Annotated in this window: 16 protein-coding genes; 7 read left to right on the top strand and 9 right to left on the bottom strand. The window is 72.1% G+C overall.

Going from position 1 to position 26,123, the window contains the following annotated elements:
* The first annotated feature begins 585 nt into the window (after positions 1–585).
* The 3 genes from B0675_RS32975 (at position 586) to B0675_RS32965 (ending at position 7,825) form a co-directional block, all read left to right on the top strand.
* Positions 586–2,103, top strand: a complete 1,518-nt coding sequence (locus tag B0675_RS32975; RefSeq protein WP_081223263.1) for a hypothetical protein — start codon at positions 586–588, stop codon at positions 2,101–2,103.
* 142 nt (positions 2,104–2,245) lie between these two features.
* Entirely contained in the window at positions 2,246–3,124 is an 879-nt protein-coding gene (locus B0675_RS32970) for a hypothetical protein (protein ID WP_081223262.1), read from the top strand.
* Positions 3,125–3,187: 63 nt separating this feature from the next.
* Entirely contained in the window at positions 3,188–7,825 is a 4,638-nt protein-coding gene (locus B0675_RS32965) for a hypothetical protein (protein WP_081223261.1), read from the top strand.
* Between the two features lie 74 nt (positions 7,826–7,899).
* Here the strand turns inward: B0675_RS32965 and B0675_RS32960 are convergent, their stop codons facing one another.
* The 8 genes from B0675_RS32960 to B0675_RS32925 all read right to left on the bottom strand — a co-directional run bounded on the left by B0675_RS32960 (position 7,900) and on the right by B0675_RS32925 (position 19,768).
* Positions 7,900–9,462, bottom strand: coding sequence for a GMC family oxidoreductase N-terminal domain-containing protein (locus B0675_RS32960; protein WP_081223260.1), 1,563 nt, complete (start codon positions 9,460–9,462; stop codon positions 7,900–7,902).
* Between the two features lie 16 nt (positions 9,463–9,478).
* Positions 9,479–11,038, bottom strand: a complete 1,560-nt coding sequence (locus tag B0675_RS32955; protein ID WP_081223259.1) for an amino acid permease — start codon at positions 11,036–11,038, stop codon at positions 9,479–9,481.
* Positions 11,039–11,176: 138 nt separating this feature from the next.
* Positions 11,177–12,643 (bottom strand): aldehyde dehydrogenase family protein, encoded by a 1,467-nt coding sequence (locus B0675_RS32950; protein ID WP_081223258.1) that lies wholly within the window; start codon positions 12,641–12,643, stop codon positions 11,177–11,179.
* Positions 12,636–13,781 carry an aromatic ring-hydroxylating dioxygenase subunit alpha gene (locus B0675_RS32945; RefSeq protein ID WP_081223257.1) on the bottom strand — a complete coding sequence of 382 codons (1,146 nt, stop codon included), beginning with the start codon at positions 13,779–13,781 and terminating at the stop codon, positions 12,636–12,638. Before B0675_RS32945 ends, B0675_RS32950 begins: the two co-directional genes overlap by 8 nt.
* Before the next feature lie 9 nt (positions 13,782–13,790).
* The gene (gene solA / locus B0675_RS32940) at positions 13,791–14,948 is read right to left on the bottom strand and encodes an N-methyl-L-tryptophan oxidase (protein WP_081223256.1); all 1,158 of its coding nucleotides are present in this window, start codon (positions 14,946–14,948) and stop codon (positions 13,791–13,793) included.
* A 45-nt stretch (positions 14,949–14,993) separates the two neighbouring features.
* Positions 14,994–17,450, bottom strand: coding sequence for an FAD-dependent oxidoreductase (locus B0675_RS32935; RefSeq protein ID WP_081223255.1), 2,457 nt, complete (start codon positions 17,448–17,450; stop codon positions 14,994–14,996).
* Between the two features lie 114 nt (positions 17,451–17,564).
* On the bottom strand, positions 17,565–18,650 hold the full coding sequence (locus tag B0675_RS32930) for an S-(hydroxymethyl)mycothiol dehydrogenase (RefSeq protein WP_081223254.1): 1,086 nt from the start codon (positions 18,648–18,650) through the stop codon (positions 17,565–17,567).
* 296 nt (positions 18,651–18,946) lie between these two features.
* Positions 18,947–19,768: an IclR family transcriptional regulator gene (locus B0675_RS32925; protein WP_179165487.1), complete on the bottom strand. Its 822-nt coding sequence runs from the start codon at positions 19,766–19,768 to the stop codon at positions 18,947–18,949.
* 214 nt (positions 19,769–19,982) lie between these two features.
* On the opposite strand from B0675_RS32925, the gene B0675_RS32920 reads away from it, so the two are divergent.
* Together B0675_RS32920 and B0675_RS32915 are read left to right on the top strand one after the other, a co-directional pair.
* Entirely contained in the window at positions 19,983–20,303 is a 321-nt protein-coding gene (locus tag B0675_RS32920; protein WP_081223253.1) for a bifunctional 3-phenylpropionate/cinnamic acid dioxygenase ferredoxin subunit, read from the top strand.
* Between the two features lie 142 nt (positions 20,304–20,445).
* Positions 20,446–21,642: an FAD-dependent oxidoreductase gene (locus B0675_RS32915; RefSeq protein WP_179165486.1), complete on the top strand. Its 1,197-nt coding sequence runs from the start codon at positions 20,446–20,448 to the stop codon at positions 21,640–21,642.
* A gap of 18 nt (positions 21,643–21,660) precedes the next feature.
* Here B0675_RS32915 and B0675_RS32910 read toward each other — a convergent pair whose 3' ends face one another.
* A complete protein-coding gene (locus B0675_RS32910) occupies positions 21,661–22,305 on the bottom strand; it encodes a hypothetical protein (protein WP_081223252.1) in 645 nt (214 codons plus the stop codon).
* A 425-nt stretch (positions 22,306–22,730) separates the two neighbouring features.
* Between B0675_RS32910 and B0675_RS32905 the strand changes: the two genes are divergently transcribed.
* Entirely contained in the window at positions 22,731–25,682 is a 2,952-nt protein-coding gene (locus tag B0675_RS32905) for a nitrate- and nitrite sensing domain-containing protein (RefSeq protein WP_081223251.1), read from the top strand.
* Positions 25,679–26,119 carry a roadblock/LC7 domain-containing protein gene (locus B0675_RS32900; protein ID WP_081223250.1) on the top strand — a complete coding sequence of 147 codons (441 nt, stop codon included), beginning with the start codon at positions 25,679–25,681 and terminating at the stop codon, positions 26,117–26,119. The genes B0675_RS32905 and B0675_RS32900 overlap by 4 nt, the downstream gene beginning before the upstream one ends.
* Positions 26,120–26,123: the final 4 nt, after the last annotated feature.

Genomic DNA, 26,123 nt, shown 5'->3' with positions numbered 1-26,123 from the left:
CGCGAGCCGCGCCCGGCCCTGGGAGCGCGCCCGGCCCTGTGAGCGGCCGGGCTCTCACCGCCGGTTGGGTGGCCGGGAGGCCGATCCGGACGAGGCCGGAACCTGGGGCTCGATCCGGCACCCCACCGGGACCGTCGGCCTTGATCCGGCACTCCCTCCAGGACCGGTCGGTCTCGATCCGGCACTCCCTCCGTGACCGGTGGGTCTCGACTTGGCACTCCCTCCGGGACCGGTCGGTCTCGAACCGGAACGCCACCGGGACCGGTCGGTCTCGAACCGGAACGCCACCGGGACCGGTCGGTCTCGAACCGGCACGCCACCGGGACGGTCAGCCTCGATCCGGCACTCCTTCCGGGACGGTCGGCCGGGAAGGTGGTCCCGGCCGTGCCGGTCGGGTAGCCGTCCCGGCCGCACCGGTCAGGCCGGCCGGGTCGGGCAGAGTGAAGGCGGGGACGACTGCGACGAACGCCGGGGTCGGAGGGAACATGCGGCGACAGCGAGGGCGAGGAGAGGGGCGGGCCGGGGGCGCCGGTCGCTTCTGCGTCGTTTCGACCGTTGTCGGACCGAGGACCTAGTCTGTGCACCGTGACTTCGCCTGCAACGACGGACAGCGTTCCGCCCCAGCTCAGCGCGGGGCCGCGCCCGGCTCCGGGTCCGGCCGCCGACGAGGGCCTGGCGCGGCGGCTGCGCGCGCTCGCCTGCACCGCGCCGCTGCACGACCTGGACGTGCGCAAGGCGAACCTCGCGGGCGAGTACACGGTGTACGGCATGGCCGAGGTCGCCCTCGCCGCCATCGACCTCGTCACACTGAACATGGACTTCGACACGGGTGCCGACCACGACCAGATAGTGGCCAGGCTCATCCCGCGCATCGCCGCCCAGGCCCCCCGCCGCCCCGTCGTCGAGCACGAGCGCGTGGCCCGCTGGGTCCTGGAGAACCTGATCAACGTCGGCAGCGTCGACCGGGGTTTCCGTGCCGTGTACGGCACCTTCGCCCCGGACGGCTCGTACGTCCGGCGTGACTACGACTTCAAGCTGATCGAGGAGGTCCCCGGTTACGGGGGCAGCGTCTACCTCCGGACGACCGACGAAGCGGTCAACGTCCTGGTCGGTGCCCTCGACACGGACGTCACGAGCGCGCAGATCGCCGCCGAGGTCAAGCTGGAGGTCCTGATCAGCCGCGGCCGGCTCGCCGACGCGCAGCTCGCCGCCGAGCAGGCCCGCTACCGCACCGTGCAGTACGCGGAGACCCTCCGCAGAGCCCTCGACGCGACCCGGCGCAACGTACGGGCCGTCGACTGGCTCCAGGCCGTCCCCGACATGATCGCCGAGGCCCTGGACCACGTCGCCGACCGGTACCGCCACGAGAACGCGATCCTCACCAACATCCGCAAGGCCCGCGACGAGTCGGAGGACCCCGAGCAGAAGCGCCGCGCCGCCGAGCTGGTCGACATCGTCAAGGACTGCATCCGCCGGCACACCCAGCTCCAGTCCCGCCTCCTGGAGGCGGGACCGCTGTTCCGCGCCGAGCAGGACCGGCAGGCCTTCGGCACGCCCATGACCACCTCGGGCATCGACCTGTACGGACACCTCGTCGCACCCGTGCTGCCGCTCCCGGTCGAGAGCGCGCTGCGCGTCACCGACGCCTTCTTCGCCCGGGGCACGGGCCTGCGCACCCCTGTCGCCGTCCGCGTCGGAGATCTCGTCGACATCCTGCTGACCCCGCCGCAGGAGCGCGAGCACCTCGGCGCGGAGATGCCCGAGCCCGACCTGATCGCCACACCGGACGACAGCCGTTTCAGCGAGGAGCAGCTGGCCTCCGCCATGGACCTGCTGAACCTCCCCGCCGACGCCCCCCGCCGGTTGTCGGGCCTGCTGGCCGACGCCCGCCGCCGCGACCCCGAACTGCCCTATCTGGTCGCCCTGTTGGCCGTGCACGCCGCCAGCCCGCCGGTCGGTACCGCCTACCGCCAGGGCGAGGAGCGCCTGCTGTTCGCCGTGGACGACGGGACCGAGCTGGACGACCCGGAGTTCGGCGGCGCCGACCTGATCGTGGGCATGGCGCTCCTCGACGCGGCGGGGATGAAGGCGGACCGCGCGTGAACGCCCCGCCGGACCACCCGGCCCCTCCCGGCCGACGAGCCCTGCCGGGCGCCACGGCCCACGTCCCCGTACCGGCCCATGGCCGGCCGAACCCCGTACCCCGCCGCCCCGACCCGGTACGTCCGAACAAGGAGTCCCAGCCGTGACCGAGCACGTCGAGTGGAGTGAACCGGAGGCCGTCGCCGCTCCGGCGAACGCCCCCGTCACCCCTGCCGACGCCGCCGACGCGGCGCGGCTCGTCGCCTTCGGACTCCAGCCCAAGCTGCAGCCCGCACGCGACCAGGAGTACACCGAACTGCTGCGCCGCTACCGCGAGGACCCGCCGTTCGCGCGGCTCGCCGACGCGGTCGCGGCCGGCCTCGGGCTCATCGTCCTGGAGGTGTCCCCGCGCGCGGGGATGGCGGTGACCGCCGCCGAGGACTCGGTCTTCGCCGTCCGCATGGGCGACTACGCGCGCCGCGCCTCGGCGGACTCCGGAGACCGCTTCCTGCACGGCCTCGCCCACCTCGCCGTCGCCGCGATGGCCTTCCCGCGCCCCGAGGACCTCGCGGACGACGGATACATCGGGCGTGTCTCGGTCAACGGCGTCGACGCGTTCGTCCGGCAGGCCTGCCGCCGCCTGGAGGAACGGGCCGAGGAGACGGGCGAGAACACCGACCCGGCGACGGACGCGCCGGGCCTGGAGGCGGCCTGGCGGATCTGGGCCCGGCGCAGTTCCACCGGCGCGACCAAGGACGCCCGAAGACTGGCCGGCTCGACGACCGGCATCATCGCGAAGGCCGTCGCGTTCCTCACCGAATCGGGCTTCCTCCAGCGCACCGGGGACGACGCCGGCGGCACCTACCGGACGACGGCGCGCTACCAGCTCCAGGTCCGCGACATGGCGGGCACCGCCGCGATGGGCGAACTGCTGGAGCTGGGCGTCGTCCCGGTGACCGACGGCACCGCGACCCTGCTGCCCGCCGAGGACACCGACGACCTGGAGCTGGCGGCCGGCGCCGGACTGCCCTTCCACTCCTGACGCGGCCCGCCCCGGCCCCCGACCACGCCCCACCTCCCCTCACGACGACGAGAGTCCGCCGCCATGTACGAGTTGTCCCGGGTCCGCCTCTACTCCATCGGGCCTGCCGGTGCGCGCTACGCCGACACCGTGCTGGACCTGCGCGGAGTCGGCGAGCCCGTGCCCGACCCCGCGCCCACCCAGGCGGAGTTCTTCGCGGAGGAGCCGGTCGGGCCGCCGCGTCGTCCCGCCCCCGCCGGAGTGCTCTTCCTGGAGAACGGCGGCGGCAAGTCGGTCCTGCTCAAGCTGATCTTCTCGGTGATGCTCCCCGGCCACCGCAACACCCTGGGCGGCGCCAGTTCCGGTGTGCTGCGCAAGTTCCTCCTCGCCGACGACTGCGGACACGTCGCACTGGAGTGGCAGCACACGATCACCGGCGAGTGCGTGGTCGTCGGCAAGGCGAGCGAATGGCGCGGACGCCAGGTCTCCAACGACCCGAGGAAGTTCGCCGAGGCCTGGTACTCGTTCCGGCCCGGCCCCGGACTCAGCCTCGACAACCTGCCCGTCGCCGAGGCCACCGCCGTACGACCCCTCGCCGAGGGAGCCTCCGGCGCGCAGGGCAGACGCCGCACCATGAAGGGCTTCCGGGACGCGATCACCGAGGCGGGCAAGGCGTACCCCCACCTGGAAGTCCACTGGGAGGAGATCCACGACCGCTGGAACGAACACCTCGGCGACCTCGGACTGGACCCCGAACTCTTCCGCTACCAGCGGGAGATGAACGCCGACGAGGGTGAGGCCGCCGGTCTCTTCGCGGTCAAGAAGGACTCCGACTTCACCGATCTGCTGCTGCGCGCCGTCACCGACACCCGCGACACCGACGGACTCGCCGACCTCGTCGGCGGCTTCGGCAACAAGCTCGGACGGCGGGCCGAGCTCATCGCCGAACGCGACTTCACCGCCGGGTCCGTCGACCTGCTGGGACGCATCGTCGACGCCGGCGAAGCACGGGCACGCGCGCGGGACATCCACTCCGGCGCGGAGCGGCGGACCCGGACCCTCGCCCGCAGACTGTCGGCACGCGCCGTACAGGAACGGGTGCGCGCGGGAGAGCTCGCCCAGCGGGTCACCGCCGCCGCGTACGCCGTCACCCATGCCGAGGGCGCCCGTGAGCGCAGCGCGCTGATCGCCGCCGAACTCGCCTACCGGCACGCCTCCCTGGCCCTCGCCGGAGCGGAGAAGTCGGCCGCCGCGCAGAAGCGGGAGCTGGCCGACGCGCGCACCCTCCACTCCGCCTGGCAGGCCGCCGAGGCCGTGCTGCGGCACCGCGCCGCCGCCGACCGCTCCACCCGCGTGGCCGCCGCGATCCGCGAGGCCGAGCGGGACGCCGCACCCGCCCTCGCGGCTCGCGCCCGGGCCGCCGTCGACCTCGTACGCGCCCTGCACCGGGCCGCCGACGGCGCCGAGTCGCTGGCCAACGAGCAGGAGGAGCGGTCCGCGGGCCTCCAGGAGATCGGTGAGCGCTCGCACGCCGACGCGACGGCCGCCGCCACCGGGGCCCAGCGCGCCCGCAGCGAGGTCGGCCATCTGAAGCAACGCCTGGCCGAGGTCGAGCAGGAGACCGCCGAGGCGGTCCGCGCCGGCTGGCTGGACGACACCGCCCCCGACGCCGACCCGGCCCGCGCCGCCCTCGCCGCCAGCGACGCCGAGAAGACCGCCGTCGCCGGCTGGGACACCGCCCGCGAGGCCTCCCGGCGTGCCGCCGACCACGCGCGCGAGGCGGCCTCCGCCGAGTCCCGTGCCGAACTGACGGCCGCCCGCGCGGCGGACGCGGCGACGGCCGCCGAGGGCTCGTACGCCGGGGAGCGCCGCACGGCCGAAGCCCTCGCGGAGGAGGAGCGGCTCGTGGAGCTGCTCGGCCTGCCGGGCACCGACACCCGAGGCGCCGGCGCCGTGCCCCGGCCCCGCCGCGACGAGGAGACCGACGGCACCGCCGCCCTCACCGACGGCGCGCCCCTGACACCCGAACAGCTCGACCGGTACGCCGACGACCTGCGCGCACTCCTCGACGACGGTGTCGCCTCCGCCGAACGCCACCTCTTCGAACTGCGCACCGCCGCGGCCGACGACGCGCGCATCCTCGGAGCACTCGGCGACGGCGGCCTGCTGCCCCCCGGGCCGGACGTCCTCGCCACCGTCGAGTACCTCGGCGAACACGGCATTCCCGCGCTCCCCGGCTGGCGCTACCTCGCCCAGGCCGTCGACCCCGTCGACCACGCGCGCGTGCTCGCCGCCCGCCCCGAACTCGTCGACGGCGTGATCATCACCGACCCGGACACGCACGCCCGGGCACGCGAGACGCTCGGGGACGCCGCCCTGCTGCCGCGCTCGGCGGTCGCCGTCGGTACGGCCGCCGCCCTGCTCGCCCCGACCCCGGCCGAGGACGCGGGAGACGCCGGCGTCTTCCTCGTACCGCCGAACCCGGCCATGCACGACGAGCACGCGGCCGACGAGGAGCGCCAGACGCTGCGGGCCCGCGCGGGCCTGCGCGACGAGGAGATCCGGACGCTCGCCGCCCGCCTCGGCAAGGACCGGGAACTGGCGGCACGGCTCGCGTCCTGGCGCACCGGCTGTCCGGCCGGACGGCTCGTCGAACTCGCCGCGACCGCCCGGGACGCGCGGGCCTTCGCCGAGGAGGCCGAGGCCGAGCTGACCGAGGCACGCACCGTCCGGGCCGAGGCCGACGAGACCGCGGCCGGCGCCGCCCACGTACGCGACGAGCGACAGGAGGCCGCGCAGAAGGCCCGGCGCGCCGCCGACGCTCTCGCCGGACTCGCCTTCCGACTCCGTGAACGCGCCGGATGGCAGGTCCGGCTCCGTGAACTCGCCGACGAGGCAGCCGAGTCCGAGGCCCGCGCCCAGGAGTGCCTGGAGCGCGCCCGCGCCGCCGACGAGGACCGCCGCGCCACCCAGCGCGCCGCCGACGACGCCCGCCGCACGGCCCGCGCCCTGCGGGCGGAGCGCGCGGAGATCGCCGGCGCACCGGACGACGTGGCGCAGGACGACACGGCCGCGCAGTCCTCGCTGCCCGCCCTGCGGGAGGCCTACCGGGCCGCGTCCCAGCTGTACGAGAAGGTCGGCGTCGGCGCCGACCTGCGGGCCGAGCAGGCACGCGCCGAGAGCGACGAGAGCGCGGCCCTCGCCGATCTCGACCGCCTCAGCAACAAGGTCCGTACCCGGGCTGCCCAGCTTCTGGAGTCGCCCGACGGATCCGACGGCCCCTCCCGGCAGGCCGCCGTCGCGCGCGCCGACGAGCTGGTGCAGCTCCTGGAGACCCGGATGTCCACCGCGAGCGAGCAGCTCGGGCGGCTGCGCGGCGAGGCGGAGCGGCACGCGCCCGAGGAGGGCGGCGCGCACACCGAGCTGGCCGATGATCTCGTGCCGCGCGACGCCGAGCACGCCCAGGCCCTGCTCCGCACCGCCACCACCGAACTCGCCACCCGGGCCGAGGCGTTGGAGCGGGCGCGGGAGTCACACGGCGAGTTCCTCGGCGCCCACCGGTCCGCCGAGGACGCGGCCGGCGGCTTCGACGAGACGTCCGCCCTGCTCAGGGACCTGCTCCGCGAGCACTCCGACGAGGAGCAGGAGGAGCCCGAGCCGTATCCCGGAAGCCTCGAGGAGGCACGGCACTCCGCCGCCGAGAGCCGCCGCTCGCTGCGCGGCTGCGCCGCCGACCTCAGCGCGTCCGAGGGTGCCGTCCGTGAGGCCTGCGACATCCTCGTACGGCACGCCAACTCCACCCGCTACGAGCAGGTGCGGACCCCCGCGCGGCAGCAGATCCGTGAGCTGCCCGCCTCCTCGCTGCCGGAGCACGCGCACAAGTGGGCGGACGCGTTCGCGCCCCGACTGCGCGTGCTGACCGACGAGTTGGAGCAGCTGGAGCGCAACCGCGACTCGATCGTGGACCGGCTGCGGGGACTCGTGGAGTCCTCCCTCGCCACCCTGCGGTCGGCGCAGCGCCTGTCCCGGCTCCCGGAAGGCCTCGGCGAGTGGTCCGGGCAGGAGTTCCTGCGCATCCGCTTCGAGGAGCCCGACCAGGCCACCCTCACCGAGCGGCTCGGCGAGGTCGTCGACGAGGCGACCCGCGCCGCCGTCAAGAAGAACTCCGACATGCGGCGCGACGGCATGTCCCTGCTGCTGCGCGGCGTCGGCGCCGCACTCCAGCCCCGGGGCGTCGCCGTCGAGATCCTCAAGCCGGACGCCGTCCTGCGCGCCGAACGCGTCCCCGTCGGACAGATGGGCGACGTGTTCTCCGGCGGACAGCTGCTCACCGCCGCCATCGCGCTGTACTGCACGATGGCCGCCCTGCGGAGCAACGACCGCGGCCGGGACAAGCACCGGCACGCGGGCACCCTCTTCCTCGACAACCCCATCGGCCGCGCCAACGCGACCTACCTGCTGGAGCTCCAGCGGGCCGTGTCGGACGCGCTCGGCGTCCAACTCCTCTACACCACCGGCCTGTTCGACACGACCGCGCTCGCCGAGTTCCCGCTCGTCATCCGCCTGCGCAACGACGCGGACCTGCGCGCCGGGCTGAAGTACATCAGCGTGGAGGAACACCTCCGGCCGGGACTGCCGAAGGAGGCCCCGGCGGGCGAGGCCGCGCACACCGAGATCACCGCGACGCGCATGTACAAGCGCCCGGCGCCGGTGACCCCCTAGGGACCCGGCCGGGGAGCCGCGCACCGGTCACGGTCTTGCGCGCGGCTCCTCGGGCACCCGTCGGGGCCGGGGCTTCAGGGGCCCGTCCGCCCGTCCTCCTTCACCAGGTCGGCGCACTTCTCGCCGATCATCATCGTGGTGATGCACGGGTTAACGGAGATCAGATCCGGCATCGCCGAGCCGTCCGCGACCCGCAGGCCCCCGACCCCCTTGACCCGCAGCCGGGCGTCGAGCGGGGCCGACGGGTCGTCGTCCGCACCCATCTTCACGGTGCAGGAAGGGTGGTAGACGGTGTTGTGCGTCTTGTGGATGTAGTCCAGCAGCTCGTCGTCGGACCGGACGTCGGGGCCGGGCGCCAGCTCCGCACCCGCCCAGCCGCTCAGCGCCGGCTGCGCGGCGATCCGCCGGGCCAGCCTCAGCCCGTACGTCATGACCCGCACGTCGTGCTCGTGCGTGAAATAGCGCGGGTCGACCATCGGCTTGTCCCGGTAGTCCCGGGTGCGCAGCCGCACCGTGCCGCGCGACTTCGCGCGCGTCACGTTCGGAGTGAGGCAGAACGCGTTCTCCGACGTGGGGAAGCCGTACCGCGCGGTGTTCATGTCGAACGGCACCGAGCCGTAGTGGAACATCAGGTCCGGCCGGTCCAGGCCCGGTTCGGTGTCGTAGAAGATCCCCGCCTCCCACCACTGGCTCGACGTGGTGGGCATGGGCTGCCGGGCCTCCCACATGATGACGCCCTCGGGATGGTCCTGGAGGTTCTCGCCGACCCCCGCCGCGTCGACGACCACCTCCACACCGACCTCGCGGAGATGCGCCGCGGGGCCGATCCCCGACAGCATCAGCAGCTTCGGAGTGTCGACGGAACCGCAGGAGACGATCACCTCGCGACGGGCGCGGACCGTCCGGGTGTGGACGAGATCCGGGTCGAGGTACCGCGCGCCCACGCACCTCCGCCCCTCCAGGACCAGCTTCTTCGCCCGCACTCCCGTCCGCACCGAGAGGTTCGGCCGCTTGCCCATGACCGGGTGGAGGTACGCCACGGACGAGGACTGCCGGATGTTGTTCTCGTCGGAGTTGATCTGGAACCAGTTGGCTCCCCGGACCACCGTCGTCCCGCTGTTGAACGGCGTCGTCGGGATGCCTTCCTGGGCGCACGCCTCCAACAGGGCCGCGCCGCACGGGTCCTCGCCCTTGAGCGTGCGCAGCTTCACCGGCCCGGTGCGGCCGTGGTGATCGCCGGGGGCGTCGTTCGACTCCAGCCTCCGGTACAGCGGGAAGAGATCGGCGGAGCCCCAGCCCGTACAGCCGGCGGCGGCCCAGTCGTCCAGGTCCTCCGCCGGAGCCCAGAAGGCGATGCACGAGTTGTGCGACGAACAGCCGCCGAGCACCTTGGCCCGGGCGTGCCGCATGAAGCTGTTGCCGCTGGCCTGCGGCTCGACCGGATAGTCCCAGTCGTAACCGGATTCCAGCAGACCCATCCAGCGGTCCAGTCTGAGGACGTCCTCGTCTCCGACGTCGCTGGGACCGGCCTCCAGGACGCACACGGTGACGGACGGATCCTCGGAGAGCCGGGCGGCGACCACATTGCCCGCGGTGCCACCGCCCACCACGACATAGTCGAACTCATCGATGCTCATGCGCTGTTGCCCTCCATTACTCGGCTGCCGGGGCGGTGAGCGGGGGCGTCGGGGCGGGATCCGGCCGGTGCGAGTCGAGCACACCGGTGCGGTGCCGCTGGACGAACCAGTAGTAGGCGAAGCCGCCTCCGGCGATGACCGCGACGAACAGCACCGCGCCCCAGCGCAGGTACCAGTGGAACGGCGCCGCCGCGTTGTACACCTCGGCGCGCGGCCAGATCAGGTTGACCGTCATGGCCGCGCCCCACACCACGGCCACGAGGTTCACCGGCAGGCCCCACCGGCCCAGCGAGAACCTGCCCTCGCCCGCCGGCTGCCACCGGCCGCGCAGCCGGGCCACCAGCATCGGCGCCGTCACCCCCAGGTAGGCGAGGTAGATCATGATGATGCCGATGCTCGTCACCACGGTGAAGATCTGCGGCTGGCGGATGTTCACGACGAGGATCGCCACCGCCAGGATCCCGATGACCACCGCGGGCAGCACCGGGGTCCGGAACCGCGGACTGACCCGGGCCATCAGGGACGACGCGGGCAGGTTGTTGTCCCGGGACATCGCGAAGGCCAGCCGGATCGCCGCCGTGTGCACCGCGAGGGCGCACACCGTGACCGCGATCAGCACGCACCACAGCATCGCCTTGCCTGCCGTCGGACCGAGCACGTCCAGCACCACGAACTGCAGGCCGTCCGTGGACAGTCTGCCGCCGTTCAGGCTGGACACGCTCATCAGCGCCAGCAGCAGGACCAGACCGCCGAGGACGAACGACGCCACGATGGCACGGATGATGGCCCGCGGCGCGTTGCGCGAGGGATCGAGCGACTCCTCGCCGAGCGAGGCCGCCGTGTCGAACCCGTACATGACGTACGCCGAGGCCAGCGAGGCCACCAGGAACGCGCCCAGGTACCCCGTCGCATGACCGGCTCCCGTGCCCGCCGTCTCCGTGACCACCTGCGGACCCCGGGTGATGTGGACGGCGAACAGCACGATGAGGACGACGGTGGCGATCAGCTCGATGAACACACCCGCGCTGTTGATGGTGGCCATCAGCTTCACACCGAAGGCGTTCACCAGGGTCGTGAACAGGATGAGCACCGTGGCCAGCACCACCGCGTTGGTCGCGACGTCGTACTTGCCCGTCCCGTCCCCGACGAACTGGAAGACGTCCGAGATCTGCGGGAGCGTCAGCTGGTAGGCCAGCGCCACCGCCGAGATCGACACGATGGAGGCGACGAGCATCATCCAGCCGGCCAGCCAGCCGAGATGCGGATTGCCTATCTTCTTCGACCAGTTGTAGACGGAACCGGCGACGGGATAGCGCGCGGCCAGCTCCGCGAAGCAGAGCGCGACCATGAACTGGCCGACGAAGACCATCGGCCAGGACCACCAGTAGGCGGGACCGCCACTGCCGTAACCGAAGTAGAAGAGCTGGAAGGTGCCGGTGAGGATGGAGATGTAGCTGATGCCGGCGGCGAAGGTGTGGAAGCTGCCGAGGGTGCGCTTCAGTTCGGGCCTGTACCCGAACTCGGCGAGTTCGGCGTCGTCGTGCTGTGGTCCTGTCGGGTGCTCGGTGGTGGACATGAGCGGACTCCAGGTGGTCCTGGGGGCGGGGTGAGGGAGCGGCCTGAGCGGGTGCCGGGTTCCTTGAGGGGCTGGTTCGCGCGGGCGCCGTGTCCGCGGGGTGCGCCGGGGCCGGTCGGGCCCGCCCCGGCGGTCGGGTCAGTCGAACCAGCCTTGCGGGGAGGGATCGGTGTTGCGCCAGATGTGCTTCGTCTCGCGGTACTCGGCCAGACCCGACGGGCCGAGTTCGCGCCCGGATCCGGACTGTTTGTACCCTCCCCATTCGGCCTGCGGGACATACGGGTGGAAGTCGTTGATCCACACCGTGCCGATCCGCAGCCGGGCCGCGACCCGCTGCGCCTTGGCCTCGTCGGTGCTGAACACCGCGCCGGCGAGACCGTAGATCGTGTCGTTGGCGAGGCGTACCGCCTCGGCCTCGCCGCTGAAACGCTCCACGGTGAGGACGGGCCCGAACGACTCCTCCCGCACCACGGACATGTCGTCGCTGCACTCGTCCAGCACCGTCGGCGGATAGTAGAAGCCGTCGTCCAGGCCGGGACCCGTGGGACGCTCGCCTCCGCAGCGCAGCACCGCTCCCTCGGCCAGCCCCCGGGCGACGTACGCCTCGACCTTCTCGCGGTGCGCCGCCGAGATCAGCGGCCCCGTCTGCGCCCGCTCGTCGAACGGCCCGCCCAGTCTGATCCGGGAGGCACGCCGGACGATCTCGTCGACGAGCCGGTCGTGCAGCCCGTCCTCGACCAGCAGCCGCGCGCCGGCCGAGCACACCTGCCCCGAGTGCAGGAAGACCGCCGTCAGTGCCATGTCGACGGCCGTCTCGAAGTCGGCGTCGGCGAAGACGATGTTGGGGTTCTTCCCGCCGAGTTCGAGCGCGACCTTCTTGACCGTCCCGGCCGCCGCGGCCATCAGCGCCCTCCCGGTCGCCAGGCCCCCGGTGAAGGAGACGAGGTCGACGTCCGGGTGGTCGGCGAGCGGGGCGCCCGCCTCGGGGCCCGCGCCCAGCACCAGATTGGCGACGCCCGGAGGCACGCCCGCCTCCTCCAGGAGCCGCATCAGACGGATCGCCGTGTGCGGGGTCAGTTCGCTCGGCTTGAGCACGAAGGTGTTGCCCGCGGCGAGCGCCGGAGCGACCTTCCAGGCCGTCTGCAGGAGGGGGTAGTTCCAGGGCGTGATCAGTGCGCAGACCCCGACCGGTTCGTACACGACACGGCTGTCGACACTCGGCGTGCCCGTCTCGACGACCCGGCCGGCCTCGGCGGTCGCCTGCCGGCCGAAGTAGCGGAAGCAGTTGGCGATGTCGTCGATGTCGTACTCGCTCTCGACGAGTCGCTTGCCGGTGTCCAGCGACTCGGCACGGGCGAGCGCGTCCTTGTCCCGGACGAGGAGGTCGGCCACGCGCAGCAGCAGATCCCCGCGGTCCGCCGCCGGAGTCGTCGGCCAGGGTCCCTCGTCGAAGGCGCGACGTGCGGCGGCGATCGCCTCCACCGTGTCCTTGCCGCCCGCCTCGTCGACGACGCCGACCCGGGAGCCGTCCGCGGGACAGCGGATCTCCCGGGTGCGCTCGTCGAGTGCGCCGCGCCAGCTTCCGTCGATGTACAGGTCAGGCACGTGGGCCTCCCAGTCGGGCGATCAACCACGCGTGGAAGATCCCGATGTGATGCTCGGTCGGGACCAGCACACCACCGTTGCGATAGGCCCGCGACGCCATGGCCGGCTGGGTCCGCTCGCACGCTTCGAAATCCTGCTCGTTCACCCGGTGAAACAGCTCCACGGACTTGGACAGGTCCGCGCCGGACGCGACGACCTCGGGGGCGTAGAGCCAGTCGCACTCGACGACCGTACGGTCCTCGGCCAGCGGGAACATGCGGTGCAGGATGACATGGTCCGGGACCAGATTGACGAAGACCGTCGGTTTCACCGTGATCGCGTAGTAGCGGCGGTCCTGCTCGTCCGCGACAGCGGGAAGTCTGGCGAACCCCTCGCTGCCGTCGACCGTGAACCCCCTGATCTCCTCCCCGAACGCGGCGCCGTGTCCCACGTAGTACTGGGCGGCGTACCCCTCGGCGAACTCCGGGAGTACTTCGGTCAGTTCCGGATGGATCGTCGCGCAGTGGTAGCACTCCATGAAGTTCTCGACGATCAGCTTCCAGTTCGCCCGCACGTCGTAGGTGACCCGCCGCCCGAGCGCGAGGTGCTCGGTGCCGTAGTGCTCGATGGCCGCCGCGGTGCCGAGGCGCTCCACGGCCGCGCCCATCACCGTCTCCTCGAAGGAGGGCGGTTCGGCGGCCAGGCACACCCAGGCGTAACCCAGCCACTCGCGCAGGGCGACCGTGACCAGGCCGTACGCGACGCGGTCGACGTCCGGCATCTTCACCAGGTTCGGGGCGGCCACCAGCCGGCCGTCGAGGTCGTACGTCCAGGCGTGGTACGGGCATTGGAGGTTGCGCCGCACCTCGCCCGACTCCTCGGTGCACAACCGGGCGCCGCGGTGCCGGCAGACGTTGAGGAACGCGCGCAGTTCTCCCGTGCGGGAGCGGGTCACGAGTACGCTCTCCCGGCCGATCTGCACGGTGCGGAAGGCTCCCGGCCGGGCGAGGTCCCCGGAGCGGACCGCGCAGAACCACATCGACTCGAAGAGCCGCTCCTGCTCCTGGCGGAAGATCTCCGGGTCCGTGTAGTACCGCCCGGGGAGGGTCGCGATGAGGCTGGGGGAGAGCGGGGAAGGGGAGGCGGGGATCGTCGTCACGGGGGCTCCTCAGGCGGGCGCGGCGGCGAGGCGGTGGGGGTCGAACAGGCCGATGGGGTGCTCGGTCGAGCCGTCCAGGGCGAGGTCGGCGAGGATCTCGCCGACGACCGGCACGAACTTGAATCCGTGCCCGGAGAAGCCGCAGGCCACGGTGACCGACTCCGGATGCGCGGGATGACGGGCCATGACGAAGTGCTCGTCGGGGGTGTTGGAGTACATGCAGGTCGACGCCTTGAGGAAGGTGCCCGGCAGATCGGGGATGCAGCGCGCCATCTGGTCCGCCATGGCCCGGATCTCGTCCTCGTGCACCGTCCGGTCGATGTTCTCGGGGGTGCATTCCACACCGCCCCTGCGGAAGAAGGCGACCTTGGCGCCCAGGTCCGGTCCGTCGATGGCGGGGAAGCCATACACCTGGACGCCGGCCGCGTCCTCCCAGATGTAGATCGGATGCCGCTCCGGCACGAACGGGGCGGTTCCGCCGCGCGGCTGGAACCAGTACATGATCTGCCGCTCGATCCTGAACGGCACCCCGAGATCGGTGAGCAGCCCCGGAGCCCACGCGCCGGGGCAGATGACGAGTTGGCCGGCCGTGTAGGTGTTCTCCGCCGTATGGACGCGCACGCCGTCCCGGTACGGCTCCCAGCGGGTCATCGGCTCTTCGAAGTGCAGGTCGGCGCCCTGCCGGGTGGCGAGCTGGAGGTGTGCGGCGACCGTGTTCTCGGGGCGGATCAGTCCGGCCCGGGCCTCGAACAGCGCCACCTCGTCGTCGCGTGGGTTCAGGGTGGGGAAGCGGCGCCTGATCTCCGCCGCGTCCAGCATGTCGTGGGGCAGGTCCCACTGCCGGGCCGAGAGGACGGATCCCGCGACGGTCCGCGACTCGGGCCGCCCCACCATGACGCCGCCGCAGAGGGTGGCGATGTCACGGCCGGTGGCCCGCTCCAGGTCGTCGTACAGCTCGTAGGCGCGCAGCAGCAGCGGGACGTACGCCGGGTCCTCGAAGTAGGACTGGCGGGTGACGCGCGAACCGCCGTGGCTGGAGCCCCGGTTGTGCACGGGGCCGAACTTCTCCAGCCCGAGCACGCGGGACCCGCGCGCGGAGAGGTGGTGGGCGGCGGCGCTGCCCATACCGCCGAGACCGATCACGATCACGTCGTACGTGGGGGACACGGGGCCTCCTCGACCTTTTGTCCGGCTCTTGCCTCTTCATCGGATTCAACGGCGGATTCGGTTCATCTCCGGGTCGAAGAGCGGTTCGTCGCAGACGGTGGCGGGGATCTTCTCGCCGAAGTAGTCGACGTGGACGCCCGTTCCGGCGGGGAGCGCGGGCAGCCAGGCGTAGGCCACGCAGCGGCCGAGCGTGTAGCCGTACGCGGCGCTCGTGACATGGCCGGCGGGGGTGCCGTCGACGTGGACCGGTTCCTTGCCGAGGACGACGGCGGCCGGATCGTCGAGGAGGAGCGCGGTGAGCCGGCGCGCCGGTGTCCGCGCGGCCGGTCCCCGGAGGGCGTCCCGGCCGACGAAGCCGTCCTTGTCCATGCGGACGGCGAAACCGAGTCCCGCCTCGTAGGGATCGTGCTCGTCGGTCATGTCGGTGCCCCAGGACCGGTAGCCCTTCTCCAGGCGGAGCGAGTTGAAGGCGGACCGCCCGGCGGCGATCACACCGTGGGCCCGGCCGGCCTCCCAGAGGGTGTCCCAGAGCCGGAGTCCCAGGTCCGCCGTGGTGTACAGCTCCCAGCCCAGCTCTCCGACATAGCTCAACCGCATCGCGGTGACGGGGACATGGCCGATGTACGTCTCCTTCGCGCGGAAGTAGCCGAAGCCCTCGTGCGAGAAGTCGTCGCGGGTCAGCGGCTGGACGAGATCGCGGGCGAGCGGACCCCACACCCCGATGCAGCAGGTGCCGGACGTGATGTCCCTGATGTGCACGTCGCGCGGGGCGTACCGCAGGAACCGGTCGAGGTCGGCGGGGGAGTTGGCGCCGACCTGGAACCGTTCGGGGGCCAGCCGGGCGACGGTGAGGTCGGAGCGCACACCGCCCGCCTCGTCGAGGAGCAGGGTGTAGGTGACCGCGCCCGGCTTCTTGCGGAGGTTGTTGGAGGTCATGCGCTGGAGGAAGGAAAGGGCACCGGCGCCGGTGACCTCGAGACGGCGCAGCGGGGTCATGTCGTAGAGGGCGACCCTCTCCCGGGTCGCCCTCGCCTCCGCCGCGACGACGGGTGACCAGTGGCGGGCCGACCAGGCGTCGCGCTCGGGCAGCGGACCGAGTGAGTCGACGAGAGGGGCGTTCGCCTCGTACCAGTGCGGGCGTTCCCAGCCGCCGCCCTCCAGGAAGTAGGCGCCGAGCCGCTCCTGCCGGGCGTGGAACGGACTGACGCGCAGCGGGCGCGGGTGTTCCATCGGCTGGAGGGGATGCAGCACGTCGTACACCTCGACGAACTGCTGTGAACCGCGTTCACGGACGTACGCCGGTGAACGCTGCGCGTCCTCGAATCGCGTGAGGTCGCACTCGTGCAGGTCGACGGAGGCACGTCCGTCGACCATCCACTCGGCGACCGCCTTGGCCACCCCCGCCGAATGCGTGACCCACACGGCCTCCGCCAGCCAGAATCCGCGGAGTTGCCGTGACTCGCCGAGGACGGGCATGCCGTCCGGGGTGAAGGAGAAGACGCCGTTGAATCCCTCCTCGATCTCCGTCGCGCGCAGTGCGGGCAGCAGCCGGCGGCAGTCCTCCCAGCTCGGCGCCCAGTCCTCCTCGGTGAACGGGTACGAGGACGGCATCTCCATCCCGCGCGCGCGTGCCGCGTCGTACGGGAGCACCGTGAACGGGTCGACCGGCAGCGGCCGATGGGCGTAGCTGCCGATGCCGATGCGGTCATGGTGCTCGCGGAAGTAGAGGTCGCGGTCCTGGAACCGGAGGATGGGCATCGAGGCCTCCGCCTCCGCTCCCGCCAGATCGGGGAGCGGCCGCGTCCTGGCGTACTGGTGCGCGAGCGGCTGCAGGGGCACGTCGACGCCGGCCATGCGGCCGATGACGGGGCCCCAGAAGCCGGCCGCGGACACCACATGGTCGGCGGGGAACGTGCCCCGGTCGGTGACGACCCCGGTGACCCTGCCCTCCGCCTGCTCGATTCCGGTGACCGTGTGACGGTCGAGGAAGCGGGCTCCTCTTCCTGTGGCGCGGTCCAGTTGGGCGCGGGCCGCGAGGACGGCGCGGGCGAGTCCGTCGTCCGGGGTGTGGAAGCCGCCGAGGACGACCGACCGGTCGATGAGCGGCCAGAGCTCCGTGCACCGGTCGGCGCCGACGATCTCACCGCGGATGCCCCAGGCGGTGGCGTAGCCGGCCCTGCGGTGCAGTTCGGCCAGACGCTCGGGGGTCGTGGCGAGTTCCAGGCCGCCCACCCGGTCGAAGCAGGAGACGCCGTCGACCTGGAGTGAGGAGAACTTCTCGACCGTGTACCGCGCGAACGCGGCGAGCGTCCTGGAGGGGCTGGTCTGGAACACCAGGCCCGGCGCGTGCGAGGTGGAGCCGCCCGGGGCGGGCAGCGGGCCCTGTTCGAGAACGGTGACGTCGGTCCAGCCGCGGGCGGTCAGTTCGTCCGCGAGGGAGCAGCCGACGATACCGGCGCCGATGACGACGACACGGGGACGGAGTGCGGGAGTGCTGGACATGCCCCTCCTTGCAGGGTGGGGGAGTGAGCGCTCAGTGGGCGGGGGAGCCGAACCGCCCAGGAGCGAAGTCGGGTTCGCCGTGCACGCGGGTCGAGGGCGACCGCTCCGATCCCGTCACAGGACCACGACGGAACGGAGCACCTCACCGCGGCGCATCTTCGTGAAGGCCTCCTCGACCTGGTCGAGGGCGATCGTCTCGCTCACGAACGCGTTCAGGTCGAGCAACCCGTACAGGTACTGGTCGATGAGGAACGGGAAGTCCCGGCTCGGCAGGCAGTCCCCGTACCAGGAGGACTTCAGGGCGCCGCCGCGCGAGAACAGGTCGATCAGCGGGAGGTCGACCGTCATCCCGGGGTCGGGGACGCCGACCTGGACGAGCACACCGGCGTGGTCGCGCATGTTGAAGGCCTGTTTGTACGTCTCCGGTCGGCCCACCGCGTCGATGGCGACGTCGACCCCGAAACCGTCGGTCAGTGCCCGGACCGCCTCGACGGGGTCGGTTCCGCGCGAGTTGACCGTGTGGGTGGCGCCGAACCGCTCCGCCAGGTCGAGCTTCCTGTCGTCGATGTCCACCGCGATGACCTTCATCGCGCCGTTCAGGCAGGCGCCGGCGATGGCCGCGTTGCCCACGCCGCCGCAGCCGATGACGGCGACGGTGTCACCGCGCCCGACGTTGCCGGTGTTGACCGCGGCGCCGTATCCGGCCATCACCCCGCACCCGATCAGCCCCGCCGCCTCGGGCCGTGCGGCCGGGTCGACCTTCACCGCCTGTCCTGCGGCGACCAGGGTCTTCTCGGCGAAGGCCCCGATCCCGAGAGCGCTGCTGAGCGGGGTGCCGTCGAGGAGGGTCATCGGCTGGGTGGCGTTGCGCGAGTCGAAGCAGTACCAGGGGCGGCCGCGGCGACAGGAACGGCACGTGCCGCAGGGCGCGCGCCACGCGAGGATCACGTAGTCGCCCGGTGCGAGGTCGACGACACCCGGGCCGACCGCCGCGACGGTTCCCGCGGCCTCGTGGCCCAGCAGGAACGGGAACTCGTCGTTGATCGCGCCCTCCCGGTAGTGCAGATCCGTGTGGCAGACCCCGCACGCCTGGACATCGACGAGCACCTCGCCCGGCCCCGGGTCCGGAACGACGATCGTCTGCACCTCGACCGGTGCGCCCTTCTTCACAGCGACTACGGCACGGACCTCGTGGGGCACGACAAGCTCCTCTGCTGTTGCGCATTGCACGATGGGTTGCGTGATGAGGAACATCTTGAGAATGCCCTCAGGGAGCCGTCAAGGGGTGGGAGTTAACCCTTGGCAAAAGGAACGGGAGCCCCGAAACGCGGTGGACACACAACGACGCGGGGCCGGATCACCCGGCCCCGCGTCACCGACGAACGGGCCTGCTCGCGCGGGGGAGCGGACCTCGACCGCCGTGGACGGCACTCCTGTCGGCCGGCCGGCTGCAGCGCATCGCGCCGCCCGGCACCGCCGGGCGGGCACTCACCGCCTCAGAAGCCGTATCCCATCCGCCGGGACAACTCCGCTCCCGCCGCCACCGTCCGCTTCGCCAGCTCCGGAAGCCGGTCCGCGTTCATCCGGTACACCGGTCCGGACACGCTGATCGCGGCGATCACCTTGCCGTCGTGGGCCCGCACCGGTGCCGCGACGGCGGCGAGCCCCAACTCCAGTTCCTCCAGGGTGAGCCCGTACCCCTGCTCGATCACGGCCTCCAACTCCCCGCGCAGCGTGGACGGCCCGGTGACCGTGCGCTCCGTGAAGCGGGGCAGGGTCCGCGCCAGCAGACCTTCCCGCAGGGTGGGCGGCATGTGGGCGAGCAGGACCTTCCCGCTGGACGTCGCGTGCAGCGGGGTGCGTCTTCCCAGCCAGTTCTGCGCGGTGACGGACGCGGTGCCGCGGGCCTGCATGATGTTGACCGCCGCGTCGTCGTCGAGCACCGCGATGTTGACGGTCTCACCCAGCTCGTCGGCGAGTTCGCGGCAGACCGGTACCCCCTCCTGGGAGATGTCGAGGCGCACCGCCGCCGCCCCCGCGAGCCGCAGCACGGCGGCTCCCAGGTAGTACTTGCCCCTGTCCTTGGCCTGCGCGACCAGGCCGCGGTTCTCCAGGACCCCGAGCAGGCGGAAGGCCGTGGACTTGTGCACGTCCAGTTCCTCGGCGATCTCGGTGACGCCCGCCTCGCCGACCCGGGCGAGGATCTCCAGCACGCTCACGGCGCGGTCCACCGACTGGACGGCGCTGCCCGCGCCCCGGCCGCTCTGCTTCTCGGAGGTGTCCTCGGTCCGTTCGGCCTGCTTCTGCGTGCGGGTCATAGGTCAACTCTCACCACCTGACGGCCCGGTTTGGGCCGCATCTGCGGGAAGCCCTTGACGTGACGGGACACCCGCGCGGATTCTGTTGCGCATAGCGCTCCCTCGTGCGCCATGCGAAACATCATGTTACCGAAGCGTCCGGAACCGGGAAGGTTCCCGACGCCCCTGGACCTGAGAGGTCGCGGACGAACCGTCCGGACCGAGAGGGGGGCCCATGATTCCCGTCTGCCGCCTTGAAGACCTCCCCGTCGGCGAATCCGTCCGCGTCGGGACCACACCACCGGTCGCCGTGTTCAACGCCGACGGTGAGCTGTACGCCATCGACGACACCTGCACCCACCAGGACGCCTCCCTCTCGGAGGGCTGGCTGGAGGGCTGCCTCATCGAATGCCCGCTGCACGCGGCCTCGTTCGACCTCCGCACCGGTTCGCCGACGTGCCTTCCCGCGCGCCGCCCCGTCCGTACGCACCGCGTCACCGTCGACGACGGGATCATCCACGTCCACCTCGCCGTGGAGGAGGGCACCGCCGCATGAAGGCCGTATCTCCCGCCCGCACCTGCCGCGCCCGGCCCAGGAGCGGCGTCGAAGCCGGCACCCTCCCTCCTGAACTCCCCGGACCTCTACGGCCCGAGCATGCACCGCGCGCAGTCGAAGCACCCGGGGACAGGTGACCCGGATGAGGACCGTGACCGTCGTGGGCGCCTCCCTCTCCGGCCTGTACGCCGCCCGAGAGCTGCGCGCTCAGGGCTTCGACGGGCGGCTGGTGATCGTCGGCGCCGAACCCCACCTCCCCTACGACAGACCTCCCCTCTCCAAGGACTTCCTCACCGGCCACGCCGGCGAGGACCAACTCGCCCTCACCGACGCAGAAGAGAGCGCGCAGCTCGACGCCACATGGCTCCTCGGCGTCGGCGCCGGCGGCCTCGACACCCGGGGCCGCGCCGTCGTCCTCGGCGACGGCCGTACCGTTCCCACGGACGGCGTGGTCGTCGCCACGGGAGCCTCTGCCCGACGTCTTCCCGGCGACGGGCTCCCCGGCGTGCACACCCTGCGGACCCTCGACGACGCCCGCGCCCTGCGTGCCGAACTCACCGCAGGGCCGCGCCGTGTGGTGGTCGTCGGCGGAGGCTTCGTCGGCGCCGAGACCGCGTCCTCCTGCACCGTCCTCGGCCATGACGTCACCGTCGTCGAGGCCGCCGCGCTCCCCCTTGTGCCTCAACTCGGCCCGGAGATGGCCGCCGTGTGCGCGGCACTCCACCGTCGGGCAGGCACCCGTCTCGTGACCGGGGCGGCGGTCGCCGGGTTCCGGGTGGGCGAAGCAACTCCCGGCGCCGTCACCGGAGTCGAACTCCGTGACGGTCGCGTGCTGCCCGCAGATGTCGTGATCGTCGGGATCGGGGCGGTTCCGAACACCGGCTGGCTGGTCGGCTCGGGGCTCCGTCTGCAGGACGGAGTGGTCTGCGATGCCGGCTGTGCGACCGCTCTGCCGAACGTGGTCGCCGCGGGCGACGTCGCGCGCGTGGGCGGCAGCCGTGCGGAGCATTGGACCTCCGCCACCGAACAACCTCGCATCGCCGTGGCCAGCCTGCTCGCCGGACACACGGTCGAGTCCGCGCGGCCGCTGCCCTACTTCTGGTCCGACCAGTACGGGGCGCGCATCCAGTTCGCCGGGCGACGTCATCCGGCGGACACGGTGCGGATCGTCGAGGGCGATCTCGACGGCGGCGCACCGACGGCGGACGGTGTCCTCGCCCTGTACGAGCGAGAAGACCGCACGACCGCAGTGCTCTCCGTGAACCGGCCCCGCCCTTTCCTGCGTGTCCGGCGTGAACTGGCGCGCACCGCCGGCCCGGTGGAGCCGGCGCCTCTGTGAGGACCGGGCTCAGGGCCGCTACGAGTGCGACAGCTGTCCGGCCGCGCCCCGCCTGCGTATCCGCTCCTGCGTCCGCGCCGAGACCCGGGCGTGACGCCGGGCCTTGCGACGCTCGCGCCGCAGCGCCCGCGCGGTGCTGCTCGGTTCCGACACCACACCGTGCCGCTGGTTCCACACCTGCCGGGTCACCCAGACGTCCAGGGCCGCCCAGGTGGCCACGACCGTGCTCGCCACACTGCTCAGAACCATCGGGAAGGCCAGCCACGACCCCGTCACCGTGCACAGGAAGGCGACGACCGCCTGGGTCAGCGTCACCGAGATGATGACCACCGCCCGCACCGCCGACGTACGCACCGGATCGGGCAACCGCCGTTTGCGCGCGGGCTCCTCGATCCACAGCGGCCGGTAGTAGGCCCGTACCTCGTCCTCTTCGTATGCGTACGCGTCCGTGACGGTGCCCTTCTCGTCGGCCCGGCCCCGGCTGTCCCGGGCCGACCGCCGGGCTCCCGCCCGGTCGCGCTCTTCCGTCACCGCTCGCGGCCGGTCACGCGGATCGCGCCCGACTGCCGGTATGTCGCGATCCGGTGCCTGCGGGGCCTGTTGTGCCGCCTCGCGCGGCGCAACCCGTGCCTCGAGTGTCCCGCTCCGCTCCGCCGTGCCCATCAACTCGTCACTCCCCACCGCCCAGCAGCCATCTCGCACGAGTGTCTTGCAACACCCGCTCCCCAGTGGCTGCCCGGCTTGCGCTCTTTTACGCCGCCTGAGTGCGTCATGCGGCGCCTGTGGCCGATTCCGCCCTCAACTCCCGTACATAAAGACGAACGACCAGCGTCGAAGATTCCCGGCGAGCGAAGAATTCCGGCCAACTGACCAAGTTTATTCCTTCGTTGGGATCCGGCCCCGGAAGGCGGATTCAGGGAGGCAATCTCCCCCAATGAACGGACAACTCCCCATGTCTTGTTCCCCGTCGGGGCCGGAGTGGGTGCGGACAGGCCTTCGAGTTACCTGTGTGTCAGTAGTAGGCTCACGCCGTTTGTTGACGCACAGGTGTACCCCCCCGAACCGGAGGGGTCGAGCTGGGGGAGGCCATGCGCTTTCGCGGGAAGTCCATCCGCCGGAAGATCGTGGCGCTGCTCCTCGTGCCTCTGGTGTCCTTGACCGCGATCTGGGCCTTCGCCACCGTGATCACGGGGCGTGAGGCCAGCCGGTTGTTCAGCGTGTCCGACATCGTGAAGAAGATCGGATATCCGACCGAGGACACCGTCAGGGTCCTCCAGCAGGAACGCCGCCAGACTCTCGTCTACCTGGCCGACCCGCGGGCCTCCGACGGCCTCGCCGCGCTCAAGCGGAGCCGCGCCGCCACGGACCGCATCGTGGCCAAGGTGCGCGAGAACTCGCGCGACAAGGACGTGCGCGAGGAGATGAACGAGGGCACCACCGAGCGGCTCACGTCCATCCTCGACGCCGTCGACGGGATCGACTCGCTGCGCCGCAGCGTCGAAGAGGGCACGGTGAACCGGTCCCAGGCCCTCGACCTGTACGACCGGCTGATCGACCCCTGCTACGTCCTGATGGCCAACCTTCACGTGGTGGACGACGTGGAGGTGGACAAGGAGGGCCGTGCCCTGGTCAACGTGGCCCGAGCACGTGAACTGCTCTCCCGTGAGGACGCGCTTCTCGGCTCCGCGCTGGTCGCCGGGCGAACCACCCGTGACGAGCTGCGCGACATCTCCGACCTCATCGCCCAGCGCACCCTCCTCTACGACGTCAGCCTGCCGCTCCTGCCCTCCTCGGAGCGCGAACGCTACGAGCGCTATTGGAAGAACGCCGACACGGCACCCCTGCGAGTGGCCGAGCAGGCCGTCGTCACCTCCCCCGCAGGCTCCCCGCGGGGCGTCACCGCGAGGAGCTGGGACACCGCCGCGGGTCATGTGCTCGACGACCTGGGCACGCTCGACGACCAGGCCGGCGACCGCTACCAGGACCGCGTCAGGCCCGTGGCCATGACCGTCATCCTCAAGGCGGTCGTCGCCGGCGTGATCGGCCTCATCGCCCTGCTCGTCTCCCTGGTCATGTCCGTACGCATCGGCCGCAGCCTCATCCGCGACCTGCGACGGCTGCGCCTGGAGGCCCACGAGGCGTCCGGCGTCCGGCTGCCCAGCGTCATGCGCCGCCTCTCCGCGGGTGAACAGGTCGACGTCGAGACCGAAGTGCCCCGACTGGAGTACGACCGCAACGAGATCGGTGACGTGGGCCAGGCCCTCAACACCCTTCAGCGCGCCGCCGTCGAGGCGGCCGTCAAACAGTCCGAACTGCGCGAGGGCGTCTCCGAGGTCTTCGTCAACCTCGCACGCCGTAGTCAAGTGCTCCTCCACAAACAGCTCACCCTGCTCGACACCATGGAGCGCAGGACCGAGGACACCGACGAGCTGGCCGACCTGTTCCGCCTCGACCACCTGACCACCCGTATGCGCCGGCACGCCGAGGGCCTGGTCATCCTCTCCGGCGCCGCGCCGTCCCGGCAGTGGCGCAAGCCGGTCCAGCTCATGGACATCGTCCGGGCCGCCGTCGCCGAGGTGGAGGACTACGAGCGCATCGAGGTGCGCCGGCTGCCCCGCGTCGCCGTCACGGGACCCGCCGTCGCCGACCTCACCCATCTCGTCGCCGAGCTGCTGGAGAACGCCACGGTGTTCTCGCCCCCGCACACGGCCGTCCAGGTCGTCGGCGAGCGCGTCGCCAACGGCTTCACCCTGGAGATCCATGACCGCGGCCTCGGCATGGCCGCCGAAGCGCTGCTCGACGCGAACCTGCGCCTCGCCGAGACCCCCGAGTTCGAGCTCTCCGACACCGACCGGCTCGGACTCTTCGTGGTGAGCCGGCTCGCCCAGCGGCAGAACGTCCGCGTCTCCCTCCAGCCGTCCCCGTACGGCGGGACCACCGCGGTCGTCTTCATCGCCGACGCCCTGCTCACCGACGACGTACCGGACACCAACGGCATCGGATTCCGTCTCGACCGCACCCTGCCCACCAAGGAAGGCGCGACGGAGGAGAGCCGCACCGCGGCACTCTCCCAGACACCGGTGCGACTGCCGGGACTGCCGCCCTCGATCCTGGACGGCCCCGTCGAGCTGGAGGCACCCGTCGAACTCGACGCGATCACCGGGTTCCCCGGCGCGCTCGGCGACGACGACAGCGGACGCGGCGGCCTCTTCCGCCCGCGCACCTCCATCGCCGGAGTCCCCGCCGAACACCACCAGCAGGCCCGGGACGGCAGCGACGAACCCGCCCGGTCCGCGGACGCCGACCGGCCGGACGCCGGGCCGGTCCCCCTGCCGCGTCGCCGCACGCCCAAGCTCGTCAGCTCCCACGGCCGTCCCGTCTCCCCGACGCGATCGCGACGGGGAGAGACGCAGGACGAGGTGTCCGACGACATCGAGCCGGCGCAGCACCTGGAGCCCGTGCGGGGTCGCGGCACGCCCTCCGGCCAGGGAACCCGGCAGGGCACGGATCGCCCGGAGCGCCGAACGGCGCAGTTCGATGGAGCCAAGCCGCTGCCCCAGCGACGCGGTGAGCGTTCCTCGGGTTCCGCCCGGCGCGGCGACGACCGCTCCGGCACCCCCGGACTGCGCACCGCCCCCGGCCCTGGTGAGGCCTCCGAACGCGGTACGGCCGCGTTCCGCGATGCGCCCGCACTGCCACAACGCACTCGCGGCTCCGCCGCGCCAACGGGCCCGGACGACACCCTCCCGCGCTCCGACAGGGACATGGAGGAGTCGGACACGAACGCCACTCCACTGCCCCGACGGGTCCGACAGGCCAGCCTGGCACCGCAGTTGAAGGACGGACCCGCGCGCCTCGCCGAACGGGACATGACCCGCGACGGTGCGGGACCCGATCCCGCCGAACGGGACGCGGACGAAGTACGCAGCCGGATGGCCTCGCTCCAGCGCGGCTGGCAGCGCGGCCGCGAGGAGAACGCCGTGGGCGACCAGGCCCAGGACGGCTCAGCACCACGAACGACAGAGGGGGACGGTCGATGACCGCACCGAAGGCCGCAGAACCCACCGCGACCGGCAGCCGGACCGGTGATCTGAACTGGCTGCTCGACGAACTCGTCGATCGCGTCGCCAGCATCCGCAAAGCCATCGTGCTCTCCGGCGACGGCCTTCCCACCGGGGCCTCCAAGGACCTCACCCGGGAGGACAGCGAGCACCTCGCCGCCGTCGCGTCCGGCTTCCACAGCCTCGCCAAGGGCGTGGGAAGGCACTTCGAGGCGGGCAGCGTCCGGCAGACCGTCGTGGAACTCGACGAGGCGTTCCTCTTCGTCACGGCCGCCGGCGACGGCAGCTGCCTCGCCGTCCTCGCCGACGCCGACTCGGACGTGGGCCAGGTCGCGTACGAGATGACGCTCCTCGTCAAGCGGGTGGGCGCACATCTGGCCGCCGCTCCGCGCACCGATCTGCCCGCCGGTGGGTAGTGGG

It is taken from the genome of Streptomyces sp. M41(2017), from assembly GCF_002078175.1.
GTDB lineage: Bacteria > Actinomycetota > Actinomycetes > Streptomycetales > Streptomycetaceae > Streptomyces.
Note: the sequence above shows the minus strand (reverse complement) of the source record. Positions and strands in the feature narration are given on the sequence as shown.